This is a genomic window from Legionella stuttgartensis (assembly GCF_977063405.2).
Map to the genome: position 1 here is coordinate 13,202 of NZ_CDRUHA020000082.1, position 17,550 is coordinate 30,751.

Below are 17,550 nucleotides of genomic sequence, written 5' to 3' on the forward strand. Positions count from 1 at the left end.
AACATTCTACCAAGGCATGTCCAACGAAACAAGTACTGAAAATTATTTTTGTGCAAAAAATTTCATATTTTACGTGCTCACACCTTTCTTATGTGAAAATGATCAAAAAGAAAGTAATCGTTTCGCTTTAATATCACCCTGGATATTTCGTTCACCTAACCCAATAAACTGTGCTTTCTCGTCATAAAGACGAACACAATCTGCTTTTTCTACATCTATTTTATTTGTTACTACTCTACCTTGACGAATGCTAATAATTTCATCATTCAGAAGAGTCACTTTCTCCAAATGACTGACGGCTCTATCCATAGGAATCAAGCAAGCTGTTCGTTCGGAACTAGACATTGCCTCTAATTCATCTAGAGAATACATAGGCATATTCTCTAAGCCTGAGGTATAAACCCGATGTAAGCGAGTTACATGAGCCCCAACACCTAAAACATCGCCAATATCTTCAACCAAATTGCGAATATAAGTTCCCTTACTGCAGGTTACTGTTAATGAAAATCGAGTACCGTCAAATGCATCAAGTTGCAAAGTACGAATCAGAATCTCACGTGCCTTCCTCTCAATGTGGATCCCTTCTCTAGCCAAACGATAAAGAGGTGTTCCATTATGTTTTAAAGCGGAAAACATGGAGGGAATCTGCTGTATATGACCTGTATGTTCTTTTAATACATCAAGCAAATTTGTCTCAGAAACTGTAAATCCTTCAACACGAGCAATTATTTCACCTGTTGCATCAGAAGTATTCGTTTTAATACCTAACAAACCCGTAGTTTGATAACACTTATCTGCATCAAGCAAAAATTGACATACTTTTGTGGCTTCGCCGAAGCAAAGAGGCAACATACCTGTAGCGAGCGGGTCTAAACTTCCAGTGTGACCAGCTTTCTTTGCGCCTAACAACCTTTTTGCTTTCTGCAACGCCGTGTTGGAAGTCATTCCCTCTGATTTATTTAGTAATAAAATTCCATCTAATGCTAAAAGATCAATTGCTTTCATTATCATCGGAAACTGGCGGATTTACTTCATCAATGAGACGACTTAAACGTTGCCCATATTCTATTGACTCATCATATACGAAATGAAGCTGAGGAACTGTACGTAAAGTAATACTTCGTGCCAAAGCGCTACGCAAATAGCTCGCAGCAGCATTTAAAATAGTCGCTGCAGTTTCTTTATCATCATTCAGCACAGTAAAATATACCTTAGCATGGCCCAAATCAGCAGCAACTTTTACAGCAGATATAGTGACGAACCCGGTTAAGCGCGGATCTTTTACTTCCATAGGTATTATCTGCGCTAACTTTCGCTGAATCATCTCAGCGACTCGATCTGTACGTTTAAAATTATGACCCATCTTTATAAATCACGCTTAATTTCAACTGTTTCATATACTTCAATTAGGTCGCCTGGTTTAACATCATTGTAATTTTTAACTCCAATTCCACATTCAAACCCTTGGCGAACCTCAACCACATCATCTTTAAATCTTCGTAGTGATTCCAAAGTTCCCTCATAGATAACCACATTGGCACGCAGGACACGAATAGGATTATTACGTTTAATAACTCCTTCGACAACCATACAACCTGCAATCGCGCCAATTTTAGGTGATTTAAATACATCACGAACTTCAGCAATACCAATAATTTCTTCTTTAAATTGCGGAGCAAGCATACCCGTTAAAGCGCCTTTAATCTGATCTACAATGTCGTAGATGACGCTATAATAATGCAGCTGCACTGACTCATGCTCTGCCAATTTCTTAGCGCTGCTATCAGCTCTTACGTTAAAGCCTACCAAAATAGCATTAGATGCTATGGCCAAGTGTACATCGGACTCAGTAATACCACCCACACCGCTTGAAATAACTTCAACTTTAACTTCATCAGTCGATAACTTCACTAAAGCATCTGAAATTGCTTCTAAAGAACCTTGAACGTCTGCTTTAAGTACCACATTAAGTACTTTAGATTCTCCAGCTGCCATATTTTCCATGATGCCTTCAATGGTGGATTTCTGGCGTCTGGCAAGTTTCACATCTCGGAATTTACCTTGACGGAACAAAGCAACCTCTCTTGCTTTTTTCTCATCAGGAACAACAACCGCTTCATCTCCGGCATGAGGAATAGCTGATAAGCCAAGTACTTCAACTGGAATTGATGGGCCTGCAAAATCAACCAGATCACCATTATCACCAACCAAAGCACGTACGCGACCATACTGGAACCCAGCAAGTAAGATATCGCCTTTATGTAGTGTTCCACTTTGTACTAATACAGTAGCTACAGGACCTCTTCCTTTATCCAAACGCGACTCGATAACTACACCTTTCGCAGCACCGTCAGTTACTGCGGTTAACTCTAAAACCTCAGATTGAAGTAAAATTGCATCGAGAAGCTCATCAATACCCATGCCTGACTTAGCCGAGATATTGATAAACATAGTATCTCCACCCCAAGCTTCTGGAATTACTTCATGTGTCGTTAATTCATTCATGACACGATCAGGATCTGCATCGGGCTTATCCATTTTATTAATTGCAACAATAATTGGCACTTTCGCTGCCTTGGCATGTTGAATTGCTTCTACAGTTTGTGGTTTAACCCCATCATCTGCAGCAACGATCAACACCACGATATCAGTGACCTTCGCACCACGCGCTCTCATTGCGGTAAACGCAGCGTGACCTGGAGTATCTAAGAATGTAATCTCGCCTTTAGGAGTACTAACATGATAAGCACCGATATGCTGGGTAATACCACCTGCTTCTCCAATAGCAACTTTGGTTCGACGAATGTAATCAAGTAACGAAGTCTTACCATGATCTACGTGCCCCATAATCGTGACAACAGGCGCTCTAGATTCTGTACGACTACCCTTATTAATCGACTCGCCTAATCCTACTTCAATTGCATCTTCTTTAATAATACGTGCCTTATGGCCCATTTCTTCAACAACAATAACGGCGGTTTCTTGATCGATAACCTGGTTAATGGTTGCCATTGCTCCAAGAGTCATCATTACCTTAATTACTTCAGCAGCTTTAACAGACATTCTTTTTGCTAATTCAGCGACCGTAATCGTTTCAGGTATTAAAACTTCTTTTACTACAGGAGCAGTTGGCAATGCAAAACCATGTGTTAGAGACTCTTCAGCTTCTTTAAGCTTATCTGATTTCTCTATACCCTTACGCTTTTTAAATTTGCTACGCCCACCACGTCTATGGCCTTCTTGATCTTCTTCGTCACGATCATAAGAAGTTTGTTGATATTTGGGTTTTTTCTTAACTTTTCTAAAGTCTCCAGCATCCGATTCAATTGTTTGCTCTACATGTTTCTTTTTAGGTTGCTTTTCCAATTTATGCTCTTCTTTTATGGAAATCTCTTCCATAACTTCAATTGCACTTGTACTTTCAGGAACTTCTGTTGCTAAGCTTTCAGGGGCTTCCTCAGTTTTTTCATCCTGTGGATTGGCTTCGACTTCAGACTCTTGATTTTCTACTATTATTTCAGAAGGTTCAGCGATTTGCTCCACTGATTCAGTAGGTGTTTCAGATACCTGTTGGATCTCTGAAGCAACTTCCGCAGAATGCTGATCAGGAATGTCCTGATTTTCTTCAGATAGAATAGGTTCTTCAGCATCAGGCAACTCTACTATTGGGGTACGTTTTACAAAAACTTTTTTCTTACGTACCTCAACACTTACAGTTTTGCCACTATGAGCATCATGGCCAACGGTGACTTGCGATAAGCTTTTTCGCCTTAAAGTAATTCGTTCAGGCGAAACATTCACATCACGCAGAGAGGTTCTCTTCAAATGATTGAGTAGGATCCGCTTTTGCTCTTCATTCACAGTCTGTTGGTCATCAGTAAAAGACAACCCTGCTTCCTGTAACTGGTTCAATAAGCGTTCAACCGGAATACCAACGACTTGAGCTAATTGTTTAACCGTCACATCCGCCATATTTTAATCCCCTTTCAGCAGTTATATACTTTATCTGAAGATAACTGCGTATTTGCACTACATTAATTTATAATAAATCCATAGTCTTATAAAAACCATGGTTCTCTGGCCTTCATAATTAAAGCACCGGCCTTTTCTTCAGTCATTCCTTCAATTTCTAACAGCTCATCTACAGATTGCTCAGCTAAATCTTCCATGGAAGTAATTCCTTTTGCAGCTAATTTGTTAGCTAACTCTTCGGTCATCCCTTCCATTGAGAGTAATGTTTCATCAGGTGAACCAGATAGCCCTTTGCCTGAAGAAAGAGCCATTGTGAGTAATTTATCGTTTGCTCTATTTCGTAGTTCTTCAACAATTTCTTCGTCAAATTCCTCGATAGCCAGTAATTCTTCTTTGGGAACATAAGCAATTTCTTCTAGAGAAGAAAAACCATGCGCTACGAGTAATGTAGCAATTTCTTCATCAATTTCCAGTGCAGAAGTAAATAACTTAACAATTTTACTAGATTCTTCCAAATTCTTATTTTCGAACTCATCTGTAGTCATAACATTCAATGTCCAGCCAGTTAATTGACTTGCTAAACGAACGTTTTGACCATTGCGACCAATTGCCTGGGATAATTGATCTTTTTCTACAGCTAAATCCATAGTATGACTGTCTTCATCTACAACAATAGAAGAAATTTCTGCAGGAGCCATGGCATTAATCACCAATTGAGGTGGATTATCGTCCCATAAAATAATATCCACACGCTCACCACCAAGTTCGCTAGAAACAGCTTGAACCCGAGCGCCGCGCATACCAACACAAGCCCCAACAGGATCAATTCGTCCATCATTGGTTTTGACTGCAATTTTGGCCCTATTACCAGGATCTCGTGCCGCAGCTTTCACTTCAATCACATTCTCACCAATTTCAGGTACCTCAATACGGAACAGTTCGATGAGCATTTCATTACGAGTACGGCTTACAAAAAGTTGTGGTCCACGTGCTTGCGGAGTGATTTCATATAAATAAGCACGGACTCTATCATTCGGGCGAAACATTTCATGTGGAAGCATTTCTGTACGGGGCAAGAAGGCTTCTGCTTTCCCACCTAAGTCAATTATAATATTATCACGGGTAACTTTCTTAACAGTTCCATAAATTAATTGACCTAACTTGCTTCGGAATTGATCAATTACTAGCTCACGTTCCGCTTCTCTAACCTTTTGCATAATCACTTGGCGAGCTGCTTGTGCCTCAATTCTTCCAAATTCAATTGAAGGAATTGACTCTTCTATACGATCATTAATTTTTGCAGCTGGGTTGCGTTCTTTTGCTTGTTCAACAGTTAATTGGCGATCTGGATGCTCTATCTCATCTTCATTGACTACATCCCAATATCTAAACGTTTCATAGTCGCCTGTGCGGGAATCTAATTTTATTCGTACCCCTATATCTAAACCAAAGATCTTGCGAGTTGCGGACTCCAATGCAGCCTGAATGGCAAGTATAATAACATCTTTACTTACACCTCTTTCGTTTGATAACGCCTCTGCAACCAGTAACAATTCTTTGCTCATTGTTCGCCTCTCTATACTGTCAAACTTGCTTTCACAATATTTGAAAAAAGTAATTCTTGATCTTTATTATTTATTTTAAGTACTAAAGTTTCCTCAGATGCTGAGACAATAGTACCAAGTAATTTACGCTTACCCTCAATTGGCTTAAAAGTTTTTACTTGTACTTCATGGCCTATGTAACGCTGATATTGCCAATTTTTAAATAAAGGTCTTGGTATACCTGGTGATGATACTTCCAAGCTATAATTTCCTGAAATTGGATCTTCAACATCAAGCAAAGCACTGACTTGATGACTTACTGCTTCGCAGTCTTCAATCCCTATTCCATCAGCCTTATCAATGTATATGCGCAATAACGAATGCTTACCCTGTGAAAGATATTCACATCCCCAAAGCTCATAGCCCATGTCATTAAGTGTCGGAGCTAATAAATGTTCCAATTCATCTTGTATCATAGTATTAACAAACTAAAAAGGGCACGGATGCCTAATACAAATACGGTACAGTAACCTAAGTTCGGGCAAGAGCTGAAACTCTGAAAGTGATTTCTATAAAACAATTAATTCCGAGCGCGATCTTTGCTTCACTGGCTACTACTATCTTTAGTGCAGTTACAAATTATACATAATAAAAAACCCCATAAATGGGGTTCTTAATAAGTGGTAGCGGGGGCAGGATTTGAACCTACGACCTTCGGGTTATGAGCCCGACGAGCTACCAGGCTGCTCCACCCCGCGTCAACTGATGGCAAGTATACTGAGAGTCAGTACGCTTAGCAAGTACTTTCGCTTAAGAATATAAATAAATATGTATTCTGCATAAGAAAAATGGGTGATTTTCTAGTGCAGAACAAAGATTAATCTATCTTAGGAACCGAAAGCATTCATACACGCTACAATTAAGGCACCTGGAAATATACCTAAATACAGTAACGATAAGCAATTAAGAGAAAGTACTATGACATTTCCCTTATTCATAACAACTGGGTCAACATGTGTTGGTGCATCAAAATACATGATTTTAACAATTCTTAAATAGTAATAAGCGCCAATCACTGTAAACAATAAGCCCAGCACGGCAACCCACATCATTTGAGCATCAACTAAGGCCTTTAGTACAAGCAATTTAGTAAAGAAACCAACTGTAGGCGGAACACCCGCGAGAGAAAACATAATGATTAGCATCAAAAATGCGAGCCAGGGATTTCTTTTGTTAAGCCCTTTTAAATCATCAATGCTATCTATTTCCATCCCATGGTTGGACATTAGCACAATTAAACCAAAGCCTGCGGCTGAGGTTATTGAATAGACGAGAATATAATAAAGCGCTGCAGAGTATCCCGAAGCGGTCGCCGCTAAAACACCAAATAAAGCATATCCAATATGCGATATTGCAGAATAAGCTAATAACCGTTTAACACTGGTCTGTACTACTGCAAATAAATTCCCCAAACCAGTAGAAAGTAAAGTCATCACCAATAAAATATGTTGCCACTGCGAACTAACATCGACGAGGCCAATAGTCAGTAATCTAAATGCCATTCCTAAGGCAGCAACTTTTGGTGCAGCACTAATGAATAAAGTAACTGAAGTTGGTGCTCCCTGGTATACATCAGGTGCCCACATATGGAAAGGTACGGCTGCTAATTTAAATGCTACTCCACATAGGATAAAAACCATAGCAAATGCGAGTAGCGTACTTTGCTGTTGCCAGTTCGCAGCTATGACATTGGCCACTTCGAGTAAATCTAATTTTCCAGTTGCTCCATAAATTAGAGAAATACCATATAAAAGCATGGCAGAAGCAATTGAACCCATCACAAAGTATTTCATTGCTGCCTCAGAAGCATCACTATCAGTTCTACGAATAGCAGTCATAGCATATAAAGGTAGTGACAATAATTCTAAGCCAAGGAAAATTGTAAGTAGTGAATGTGCTGAAACAAGAAGCATCATTCCTAAAGTAGAAAATAATCCTAAAATATAGTAATCACCTGAAGGCATTTGACGCTCATCTATATAATTTTTTGAATAGATAAAGCTAAGCAGCACAGTAATGTATATAAAGAATTTCATTAAATTGGCTACATCATCACTAATGAATAAACCATTGAGTGTAATAACCTTATACATACCAATATAAAGAAAACTTACAACAGCAGCTAAAACTAAACCGAAACAGGAGATAAAATAAGAAATTGATTTATAGCGATGCCGTAAAAATAGGTCAGCAAGCAATGCAATGCATGCGGTGGCGAGCACAATCATTTCCGGAATGGCTACATGGATATTTTCAAGTAATGCTGTCATATTGATTAACCTTGATTACAATTTTGATTGACTTGCTAATGCTAGAGTATGGCTTACTGTTTGATGAATGTACTCTAAGAACGGCTTAGGATATACACCCATAGCGATCACCATCAAAGCAAGTAAAATATAAGCACTTAACTCATAGCCCGAAAGATCTTTTAGTTCCGCAACTTTTTCATTTGCTATAGGTCCAAAAATTACTCGTTTATACATCCAAAGATTATAACCTGCTGCGGTTATAAGTGTGGTAGCAGCCCAAAATGTCACCCAAAAACCGGCTTTAAGTGATCCAAGAATGACCATGAACTCACCAACAAAACCTGAAGTACCTGGTAAGCCAGCATTCGCCATGCAGAAAAGCATGAAGAATGATGCAAAAACAGGCATTGTATTCACTATCCCACCAAAATCAGCTAAACGACGGGTATGCATACGGTCATAGATATAACCCACACCGGCGAAAAGTGCACTTGAGACAAAAGCGTGCGAAATCATAACTACAATAGCACCTTCTAAGATTAGGCCAGCGGCGCTTAATCCTGATTGTTTTGCAATAGCAAAGATGGCAAAACAACCTAATGTCACAAATCCCATATGTGAAATTGAAGAGTAAGCAATTAAACGTTTCATATCTTTTTGAATAATTGCGACTAAAGCAATATAAACAACTGCAATTAAAGATAAGGCAATCATAATCCCGGCATAACGACTACATGCATCCGGAACTATGGGTAAGGAGAAACGGATAAACCCGTACGCTCCAAGCTTTAGTAAAATTGCTGCTAATACAACTGAGCCACCAGCTGGAGCCTCAGTATGTGCATCAGGCAACCAAGTATGGACTGGAAACATCGGAATCTTAATTGCAAAACCGAGGAAAAATGCGATAAAGATCAATGTTTGTGCTGTCATGCTCAGTTTAATGGCATAAAAAGCTTCAATACTAAATGTACCTGCAATGTAGCCCATGTATAAAAAGCTAGCTAACATGAGTACTGAACCTAAAAAGGTATATAAGAAGAATTTAATCGCTGCATAAACACGATTATCTGATCCCCAAATACCAATAATTAGGTACATGGGAATTAGCGTGGCTTCCCAGAAGATATAAAATAAAATGGCATCTAAGGCCGAGAAAACTCCAACTAATAGTCCCTGCATGATCAAAAATGCAGCTAAATACTGAGAGACTCTGTTAGTAATACTTTCCCAAGTTGCTAAGATCACCACTAAATTCGTAAAAATGCTAAGCACAATTAGGAGTAACGACATACCATCGATACCTAAGCTATAGCTAATGCCTAGTGACGGCATCCATGAAAATTCCTCCAAATATTGCATTCCTAGAACTTTAGGATCGAAGCCTGCAACAAGAGGGATACAAAGTAGTAAACAAAGTATTACCGTAAATAATGCCAAATAACGCGAAATATTCGGGCTACGATCATCTCCAGAGAGAAGAACAAAAACACCGCCTATTACTGGCAACCAAATTAGTAAATTGAGCAAATAATGCATACCTTCACCCTATATTCAGCCGAGTATCAACCAGCATAAAAATCCAAGCAATCCAAAAATCATTACTGTAGCATAATGATACAGATAACCACTTTGTATAGCGCGACCTTTAGCTGATAACCATCTAACTAGTCGACTGCTGCCATTCACAACCATTCCATCGATCAACTTTTGATCACCCACACTGTAAAATACAGTTCCTATACCCTTAGAGCCTTTTACAAAAACTATATTGTTAAACGCATCAAAGCCGTATTTATTGACGAGTATTTTATAAATGAGTGAAAAACGTCGTGCCAAATAGCCTGGAATTGATGGAACAGCTATATAACAAATCCAAGCAATCGCAATTCCTGCCAAAGTAATCCAGAACGTAAGCGAGTAGACTGAATGCAACATACTTGCAAAAGGAGACGTAATTTCATGTGCAAGCTCTGCCAATACATTATGCTGAGGAAGAACAAATAAAGAAGGACTTAAAATAGTTGGATTATCAAAAAGCATAGGCATGTACAATACGTAGCCTAATATAATTGAAGGAATAGCAAGGAGAACGAGTGGCAACCAAACTACCCATGGCGACTCATGAATATGGCTTAGAGTATGTTCGTCCATGCGAGGCTTTCCATGGAACGTCATAAACAAAGATCTAAAGGTATACATGGCAGTGACACCAGCTCCAAGAACTACACAGAAATAGGAATAACCACTTCCAGGGATCTGTGACAATTGGACCGCTTCGATTATTGTATCTTTTGAATAAAACCCTGCGAGCGGAGGAATAGCACAAAGAGCTAAAGATCCAATTACAAACGTTATATAAGTAATGGGCATTTTATTCCATAAGCCACCCATTTTTCGCATGTCTTGTTCATGATGCATTCCGATAATTACAGAACCAGCCCCTAAGAATAAGAGGGCTTTAAAACATGCATGAGTCAGAAGATGAAACATGCCTGCACTATAAGCTGATGCACCCATCCCAACCATCATATATCCCAATTGAGACAATGTTGAATAGGCGACAACCCGTTTAATATCGTTCATTGTGAGTGCTAAAATTCCTGTAAAGAGTGCACCTGTTGCACCAATCACAAGAACTACACTTAATGCTGTTGTGGAAAATTCGATTAGAGGTGAAATACGTGCAATCATAAATACCCCAGCGGTAACCATGGTTGCAGCATGAATCAATGCAGAAATAGGTGTCGGACCTTCCATTGATTCAGGTAACCACACATGTAACGGTACTTGTGCCGACTTACCCATGGCACCAACATATAGGGCTAAACAAATTACTGTAACTAAAGACCAAGGATGACCTTGAAATAGTTCAATATTTTGGGTTGTAAGATAGTTAACGCTTTTGAACACAGTTTCGTAATCAATACTACCCGTGTAGGCAAAAACCAATGCAATACCTATTAGAAAACCAAAGTCACCTACGCGGTTGACAATAAATGCTTTAAGGCTACCTTCAATAGCTGATTCTTTTTGATACCAGAAACCGATAAGTAAATAAGAAACAAGACCTACGCCTTCCCAGCCAAAAAATAATTGTAAGAAATTATTGGCACTTACTAACATCAGCATCATAAAAGTAAACAAGGAAATGTAGCTAAAAAAACGTTGGTATCCATCGTCATCAGCCATATATCCAATACTATAAATATGCACCAATAGAGAGACGAAATTAACAGTCACTAGCATCACGGCACTTAAAGGATCAATCAGAAAACCGATATTAAATTCAAACGGAAGAATTAATCCACCAGTTGCCCAATGGTAAAGCACCGTACTCTCAGTGGGCATGGCGCCAGAAAAGACTTGCCAAGCTACATACAGCGAGGCAACAAAAGATATTGCAACGCCTAAAATAGTGGCTGAATGTGCCCCGACTCGTCCTATTTGATTACGGAAAAAACCAGCAATTATGGAGCCAGCCAAGGGAGTTAAAACGATTATTAGACAAAGTTGTTGAATACTCACAATGTTAACCTTTTAAATGATTCATCTTATCTACGTCAATGTTACCTCTATTTCTGAAAAGCAACATCACTATGGCTAATCCTATTGCTGCTTCTGCCGCAGCAACCGTTAAAATAAAAAAGACATAAACTTGACCGCTAATTTCGTTATAATAATGTGAAAATGCGATAAAATTTGTATTCACTGCAAGTAACATCAATTCGATACAGACCAGCAATAAAATGATATTTCGACGATTCATCATTATGCCAATAAGACCAAAACCGAATAAAATGGCCCCCAGAATTAAGTAATTATTAACAGGTATCATTTAGAATTCCCCAACCTTATTTTTCTGCTTTCATATTAATTAATTCAACCCGATCATTTCTACGTGTCAGGATCTGTTGTTTGATATCCTGTCTTTTCGATTTTCTGGGACCTCTATGTACTAAGGTAATTGCTGAAATAATTGCAATTAATAACAGCACTGCTGCAATTTCAAAAGCCAGTAAATAATCTGTATATAGAACCATACCTAAAGCTTCAGTATTAGACCGAGGTGCATCAGGATTGTTTTGGTTTCCATCCATTAACTGTGTACTAATTACAGTATTGCTTTGGGTCTCAACATTCGACTTAAAAGTACCTGCTGGAATAGATACCATTAAAAGACCGGTTAACAGAGCAACAAGAATTAAACCAAATGGTAAATAACGACGGTAATGATTTTTAACCACTTCCACATCAATGTTAAGCATCATTACGACGAACAGGAACAGTGTCATTACCGCACCCACGTACACCAGTACCAAAATTAGTGCAAGAAACTCAGCTTCTGCAAGGATCCATAATCCTGCGCTTGCAATGAAGGTAAGTACAAGAAATAAGACGCTGCGTACGGGATTATCTTGAACAATAACCATAAAGGCAGCACCAACGGCTATTGCCGCAAAAATATAAAAAATAGTTTGAACTAATAATTCATGCATGCTGCACCCCGTTATCGGTATTTTTCATCAGCAGCTCTATCTGCTGCAAGTTTAGGCTCCAATAAATCACCAAGGGCAAGGAGCTTTTCTTTCGTCATAATATTTTGACCGCGTTCACTGATATGATAATGATGCACCGGTGTTACTACGATGGAATCTACAGGGCATGATTCTTCACATAAGCCGCAATTAATGCATTTAAATACATCAATATCATATCTCGTTGTGCGACGAGATCCATCTTCACGTGGTTCTGATTCGATGGTTATAGCAAGTGCAGGACAAACTGCTTCACATAATTTGCAAGCAATGCAACGTTCTTCACCATTTGGATAACGTCGCAAAGCAAGTGCTCCTCTAAAACGAGGTGAAATTGGAGTCTGTTCTTCAGGAAACTGTACAGTTATTTTTTTCTTAAAAAAATATTTACCAGTTAACTTTAAACCCTGCAATAATTCTATAAAAAGAAAACTGCGTACGTAGTATCTAATAAATTGATATGCTTTTTTCATCGGCTTCTCTATTAATCATTAAAACCAAGGTTTAACATGTGTAACAACCATTAGCGCAGTTACAATAATCCAAACAATGGTGACCGGAATAAGTACCTTCCAACCTAAACGCATAAGCTGGTCATAACGATAACGAGGAAAAGTGGCTCTTATCCATAAATATACATATAGGAAAAAGCAGACTTTCACGATTAACCAAACAAACCCGGGTACAATAAAAAATATATTTTCTAAAAATGGAATACCTTCAAATGGCGACATCCACCCACCCAGAAACAGGATACTGAGCAGTATAGAGATAAGAATCATACTCGCATATTCTGATAAGAAAAATAATGCGAAGCCTATTCCTGAATATTCCACATGGAAGCCAGCAACAATCTCGGATTCCCCTTCGGCCAAGTCGAATGGTGCTCGGTTGGTTTCAGCAATGCCTGCAATCCAAAATACGAAAAACAGAGGAAGGAGAGGAACAAACCACCAATGTAAAATTCCGCCTCTTTGTGAGTTCACAATCTCTGTAAGGTTCATACTTCCAGCAGCCAACAGCACTCCCACCAACGCAAACCCCATTGCAATTTCATAGGATACGGTTTGTGCTGTACTTCTTAATGCACCAAACATTGCGTATTTGGAGTTGGATGCCCATCCTGCGATGAGCACTCCATAAACTCCAAGAGAACTCATTGCAAAAATATAAAGAACCCCTGCATTAATGTTTGCTAAAACCATTCCTTCCTGAAAAGGAATTACCGCCCAGCCTGCCAAAGCAGGAACTAAAGCGAATAACGGAGCAGCTATAAAAAGGTATTTATTCGAGCGGGTAGGGATAATAATTTCTTTAGTAATTAGTTTAATCAAATCCGCTATAGGTTGAAGCAACCCGCGTACACCCACACGGTTGGGTCCTATACGGACTTGTATATATCCAATAACTTTACGCTCTGCATAGATTAAATATGCAACACATAATAGTAATGGGACTACGATTACTAATATTTTAATGATGACCCAAATTAATATGCTAATATCTTGCAGCATTTTTTTACCTGCCTAGCGCTTAATAGTTATTGCAGCAAATGAATGGCCCAAATCCACGGTTTCAGGCATCGCGTTTGCTACCCATACAACATCTGCCGCAATGCGTTCATCACGTTTAAGCGGCAATGTTATCTCAATATCTCCCTGAGATACAGTAGCAACATCTTCTAATTTCAATCGATCAGCTGTTGTAGGATTAATACGTATACATGCTACTTCCGCCGCAGCGCATAATTGTAACTCTTTGGCATTCCTAACAATTGCATCGCTACGATAAAGTGGCCACTCACCAACACGAATTAATGATTGATTAATTAGAGGCAGGCTCTCAGGATAATAAGGCTTATATTCTTGCTCCATAGTGATTGCAACACTATTTTTAATTTCTGACAGAATATCTTCAGTCGATAAATATTCAAAACCTTCACAATGCAGTAAATTAGCAAGAACCCTCAATACTTTCCAGGCTGGTCGAGCTTCTCCGTGAGGCGATAACGCGCCTTTTACTGTTTGCCATGTATTATCAACATTAATGTAGGTTCCTGACGTTTCAGCATATGGGGCTATTGGTAAAATCACATCTGCATAATCGAGCATTGACTCATGATTGAAAGCAGACATTAATACAACAAATTCTGCGCCGAGCATTGATTGTCTTGCACCATAAGGATTTGCAAAATCAAAACCAGGTTCTACTCCCATTAAGAAATATGCTTTGAGTTTGGCATTTAGAGCTGCTTGTACATCCATTCCTGGTGTTGAGTCTGATTTGCCTGCAGTTGTTCGATGCGGCACCATTCCTGCGATCCAAGCACCAGCAGAGTTTGCCCCATGAGTCAGGCGCAATACTTTAGCTCCACTTAATTTTTCAATATGGAACATTAAGGTACGTAATAAAGCTGCGTCAGGATGATTTTCACAAAGGGCACCAGTAATTAAACATGCTTTTTCTTCTTTTAATGCTTTGGCAACTCGTTGAGTTGCTTTATCCAACTCAAGACCTATTAATAATTTTTGCACTTCTGCGGGTAAAGTTTTAATGTCACTAGTCAGTGCTAAAGCAAGCTTGGCAAGTTGCATTGGCATTTCTAAAGGTGAAACAATGAAGCGCTCTTCAAGATCAAAACGATATTCAAAATCTACAGGATTTATAGCATAAATTTTTGCTCCATTACGGAACGCCTTACGAACCCGAACTCCTGCTAGAGGAACTTCACGATCAACATTACATCCGATCAGGACTATGGCATTTTGATGCTCTACTTCGGCATATGGCAAGGAACTTATAGGAGTAGTTGCTTGATTTTCTTGATCTCTAAAATCTACCTGTTGCAATCTGTGGTCGATATTATGGACACCAATTTCACGCATTAATTTTTGCAATAAATACAGCTCTTCTAATGTAGAAGAACTTGAGGCAAAAGCCGCAACTTGCTCAGCACCATTTTGCTTTATAACTCGAGCTAGCCCTTCTGCTGTAAATTTTAATGCAGTCTCCCAATCCACAACTTCCCATTGTCCATTGCGCTTAATCTGTGGTTGACTTGCTCTTAACGGACTATTTAATCCTAAATAGCTAAATCGATCTCTGTCAGCCAACCAGGTTTCGTTAATTGTTTCATTCTCTTTAGGAACAACACGCATTAACTGATTTCGACGTGTATGTAGATAGATATTTGAACCGAGGCAATCATGTGGTGCAACACCATCATGCTGGGTTAGTTCCCATGCTCTAGCGGTAAAGCGGTAGGGTTTTGAAGTTAATGCCCCAACCGGACATAAATCAATAATGTTACCGGATACTTCTGACTTCATGCTGTGTTGCACATACGTCCCAATTTGCATGTGCTCACCACGGCCAGTCGCACCTAACTCTCTCAGTCCAGCAATTTCTTCACCAAAGCGGACACAACGCGTACAATGAATACAACGGGTCATTTCAGTTGAAATCAGTGTACCTAAATTATCATCATCCACTGAACGTTTGTTTTCTGTATAGTGGGATTCATCTTCCCCATAACCCATGGATATGTCTTGTAATTCGCATTCTCCACCCTGATCGCAAATTGGACAGTCGAGCGGATGGTTAATAAGAAGGAATTCCATAACTACTTTTTGTGAATGTAGCGCTTCCTTCGATTTAGTAAATACCTTCATGCCGTTGGTAATTGGAGTTGCACAAGCAGGAACTGGCTTACGGCCATTTTCAACTTCAACTAAGCACATGCGACAGTTTGCCGCCACAGATAATTTTTTATGGTAACAAAAACGTGGGATATGAATCCCCGCTTCATCGGCAACTTCAATGATCATTTTGCCGTTTTCTGCTTCAAATGTTTTACCGTCGATTTCAATAGTAGTAGTCATGGGTCAAACCTTTTAATTATGCTGCGACGATTGAGCGTTTATGCTTCACGAAATATTCAAATTCATCGCGGAAATGCTTAACAAAACTTTGTACCGGCCAAGCAGCTGCTTCACCTAATGCACAAATAGTGCGTCCTTCGATATTGTTCGCAACATTGACTAGTTTCTCTACATCTCCAGGTTCACCATGGCCATCCTTGATGCGATGTAATAAACGGACTAACCAACCGGTACCCTCACGACATGGGGTACATTGTCCACAGGACTCATCCATATAAAACTCGGAAATGCGATATAGTGCATCAACCATACAGGTTGTCTCATCCATAATAATCACAGCCCCAGAACCTAATCCTGAACCTGCTTTTTGAATACTGTCATAATCCATATCAAGGCCCATCATTACCTCACCAGGTAAAACAGGCATTGAGGTACCTCCGGGAATTACTGCTTTAATTTTTCGACCTTTTGTAACCCCACCGGCTAATTCGAGAAGGGTTTTAAACGGTGTTCCCAAGGGAATTTCAAAATTTCCGGGCTTATTGACGTGACCACTTACACTAAAACATTTAGCCCCGCCATTATTAGGTTTGCCTATTTTTAAAAACCACTCGCCACCCTTTTCCATGATGACTGGAACAGAGGCAAAAGTCTCTGTATTATTTATTGTTGTAGGCTTCCCGTATAAACCATAGTTAGCAGGAAATGGGGGTTTAAATCTGGGTTGTCCTTTTTTTCCCTCAAGGGAATTAAGCAATGCAGTCTCTTCGCCACAAATATATGCACCAGCACCTAAATGATTATATAAATCGAAGTTAATGCCTGAACCTAAAATATTCTTACCCAACAAACCCGCCTCGTAAGCTTCTTTTAATGCGGCTTCTGTGCGCTCATAGGGCAACCAAAACTCGCCGCGAATGTAGTTATATCCCACAGTAGCACCCATGGTATATCCAGCAATTGCCATGCCTTCTATTAGTTGGTGTGGATTTAATGTAAGTATTTCTCGGTCCTTACACGTGCCTGGCTCACCTTCGTCCGAATTACAAACTACGTATTTTTGTACTGGAGTATTACGATTCATAAAACTCCATTTTAATCCAGTTGGGAATCCAGCTCCCCCTCGACCACGTAAGGCAGATGTTTTTAATTCATCAATTATTAATTGTGGAGAAGTTTGCTCTTTTAATATTTTTCTCCATGCACTATATCCACCAACACTTTCATAAGCAGATAGTGTCCAAGGCTCTGGTAGATGAAATGTTCGATAACAAACTTGATTTAATTCAACCACGGCAACCAC

The 17,550-nt window shown here is 39.3% G+C and carries 13 protein-coding genes, 1 tRNA gene and 2 pseudogenes; all 16 read right to left on the minus strand.

Translation table 11 applies throughout. The features are described 5' to 3' along the window. Nucleotides 1-102: 102 nt before the first annotated feature. Nucleotides 103-1,005 (minus strand): tRNA pseudouridine(55) synthase TruB, encoded by a 903-nt coding sequence (gene truB / locus ACWTEW_RS27930; protein WP_454781299.1) that lies wholly within the window; start codon nucleotides 1,003-1,005, stop codon nucleotides 103-105. Beyond that, a complete protein-coding gene (gene rbfA, locus ACWTEW_RS27935) occupies nucleotides 992-1,363 on the minus strand; it encodes a 30S ribosome-binding factor RbfA (protein ID WP_454781300.1) in 372 nt (123 codons plus the stop codon). The genes truB and rbfA overlap by 14 nt, the downstream gene beginning before the upstream one ends. Before the next feature lie 2 nt (nucleotides 1,364-1,365). Beyond that, a pseudogene (infB, locus tag ACWTEW_RS27940) lies at nucleotides 1,366-3,387 on the minus strand (translation initiation factor IF-2); the annotation flags it as partial. A gap of 275 nt (nucleotides 3,388-3,662) precedes the next feature. Further along, a pseudogene (locus ACWTEW_RS27945) lies at nucleotides 3,663-3,972 on the minus strand (translation initiation factor IF-2 associated domain-containing protein); the annotation flags it as partial. Nucleotides 3,973-4,058: 86 nt separating this feature from the next. Then, complete coding sequence (nusA, locus tag ACWTEW_RS27950) at nucleotides 4,059-5,537, minus strand: transcription termination factor NusA (RefSeq protein ID WP_454781301.1); 1,479 nt, start codon at nucleotides 5,535-5,537, stop codon at nucleotides 4,059-4,061. Between the two features lie 11 nt (nucleotides 5,538-5,548). Continuing rightward, nucleotides 5,549-5,992: a ribosome maturation factor RimP gene (gene rimP / locus ACWTEW_RS27955; protein WP_454781302.1), complete on the minus strand. Its 444-nt coding sequence runs from the start codon at nucleotides 5,990-5,992 to the stop codon at nucleotides 5,549-5,551. A 205-nt stretch (nucleotides 5,993-6,197) separates the two neighbouring features. Beyond that, nucleotides 6,198-6,274, minus strand: a tRNA-Met gene (locus tag ACWTEW_RS27960). Between the two features lie 129 nt (nucleotides 6,275-6,403). Beyond that, on the minus strand, nucleotides 6,404-7,846 hold the full coding sequence (gene nuoN / locus ACWTEW_RS27965) for an NADH-quinone oxidoreductase subunit NuoN (protein ID WP_454781303.1): 1,443 nt from the start codon (nucleotides 7,844-7,846) through the stop codon (nucleotides 6,404-6,406). A gap of 15 nt (nucleotides 7,847-7,861) precedes the next feature. Then, nucleotides 7,862-9,367 (minus strand): complex I subunit 4 family protein, encoded by a 1,506-nt coding sequence (locus ACWTEW_RS27970; RefSeq protein ID WP_454781304.1) that lies wholly within the window; start codon nucleotides 9,365-9,367, stop codon nucleotides 7,862-7,864. A 15-nt stretch (nucleotides 9,368-9,382) separates the two neighbouring features. Next, on the minus strand, nucleotides 9,383-11,356 hold the full coding sequence (gene nuoL / locus ACWTEW_RS27975) for an NADH-quinone oxidoreductase subunit L (RefSeq protein WP_454781305.1): 1,974 nt from the start codon (nucleotides 11,354-11,356) through the stop codon (nucleotides 9,383-9,385). Between the two features lie 4 nt (nucleotides 11,357-11,360). After that, complete coding sequence (gene nuoK / locus ACWTEW_RS27980) at nucleotides 11,361-11,666, minus strand: NADH-quinone oxidoreductase subunit NuoK (RefSeq protein ID WP_058476995.1); 306 nt, start codon at nucleotides 11,664-11,666, stop codon at nucleotides 11,361-11,363. A 16-nt stretch (nucleotides 11,667-11,682) separates the two neighbouring features. Continuing rightward, nucleotides 11,683-12,327, minus strand: coding sequence for an NADH-quinone oxidoreductase subunit J (locus ACWTEW_RS27985; RefSeq protein ID WP_454781306.1), 645 nt, complete (start codon nucleotides 12,325-12,327; stop codon nucleotides 11,683-11,685). 11 nt (nucleotides 12,328-12,338) lie between these two features. Beyond that, complete coding sequence (gene nuoI, locus ACWTEW_RS27990; RefSeq protein ID WP_454781307.1) at nucleotides 12,339-12,839, minus strand: NADH-quinone oxidoreductase subunit NuoI; 501 nt, start codon at nucleotides 12,837-12,839, stop codon at nucleotides 12,339-12,341. Nucleotides 12,840-12,857: 18 nt separating this feature from the next. Then, on the minus strand, nucleotides 12,858-13,880 hold the full coding sequence (gene nuoH, locus ACWTEW_RS27995) for an NADH-quinone oxidoreductase subunit NuoH (protein WP_454781308.1): 1,023 nt from the start codon (nucleotides 13,878-13,880) through the stop codon (nucleotides 12,858-12,860). A gap of 12 nt (nucleotides 13,881-13,892) precedes the next feature. After that, the gene (nuoG, locus tag ACWTEW_RS28000) at nucleotides 13,893-16,247 is read right to left on the minus strand and encodes an NADH-quinone oxidoreductase subunit NuoG (RefSeq protein WP_454781309.1); all 2,355 of its coding nucleotides are present in this window, start codon (nucleotides 16,245-16,247) and stop codon (nucleotides 13,893-13,895) included. 16 nt (nucleotides 16,248-16,263) lie between these two features. Then, complete coding sequence (gene nuoF, locus ACWTEW_RS28005; RefSeq protein ID WP_454781310.1) at nucleotides 16,264-17,541, minus strand: NADH-quinone oxidoreductase subunit NuoF; 1,278 nt, start codon at nucleotides 17,539-17,541, stop codon at nucleotides 16,264-16,266. Between the last annotated feature and the right edge of the window lie 9 nt (nucleotides 17,542-17,550).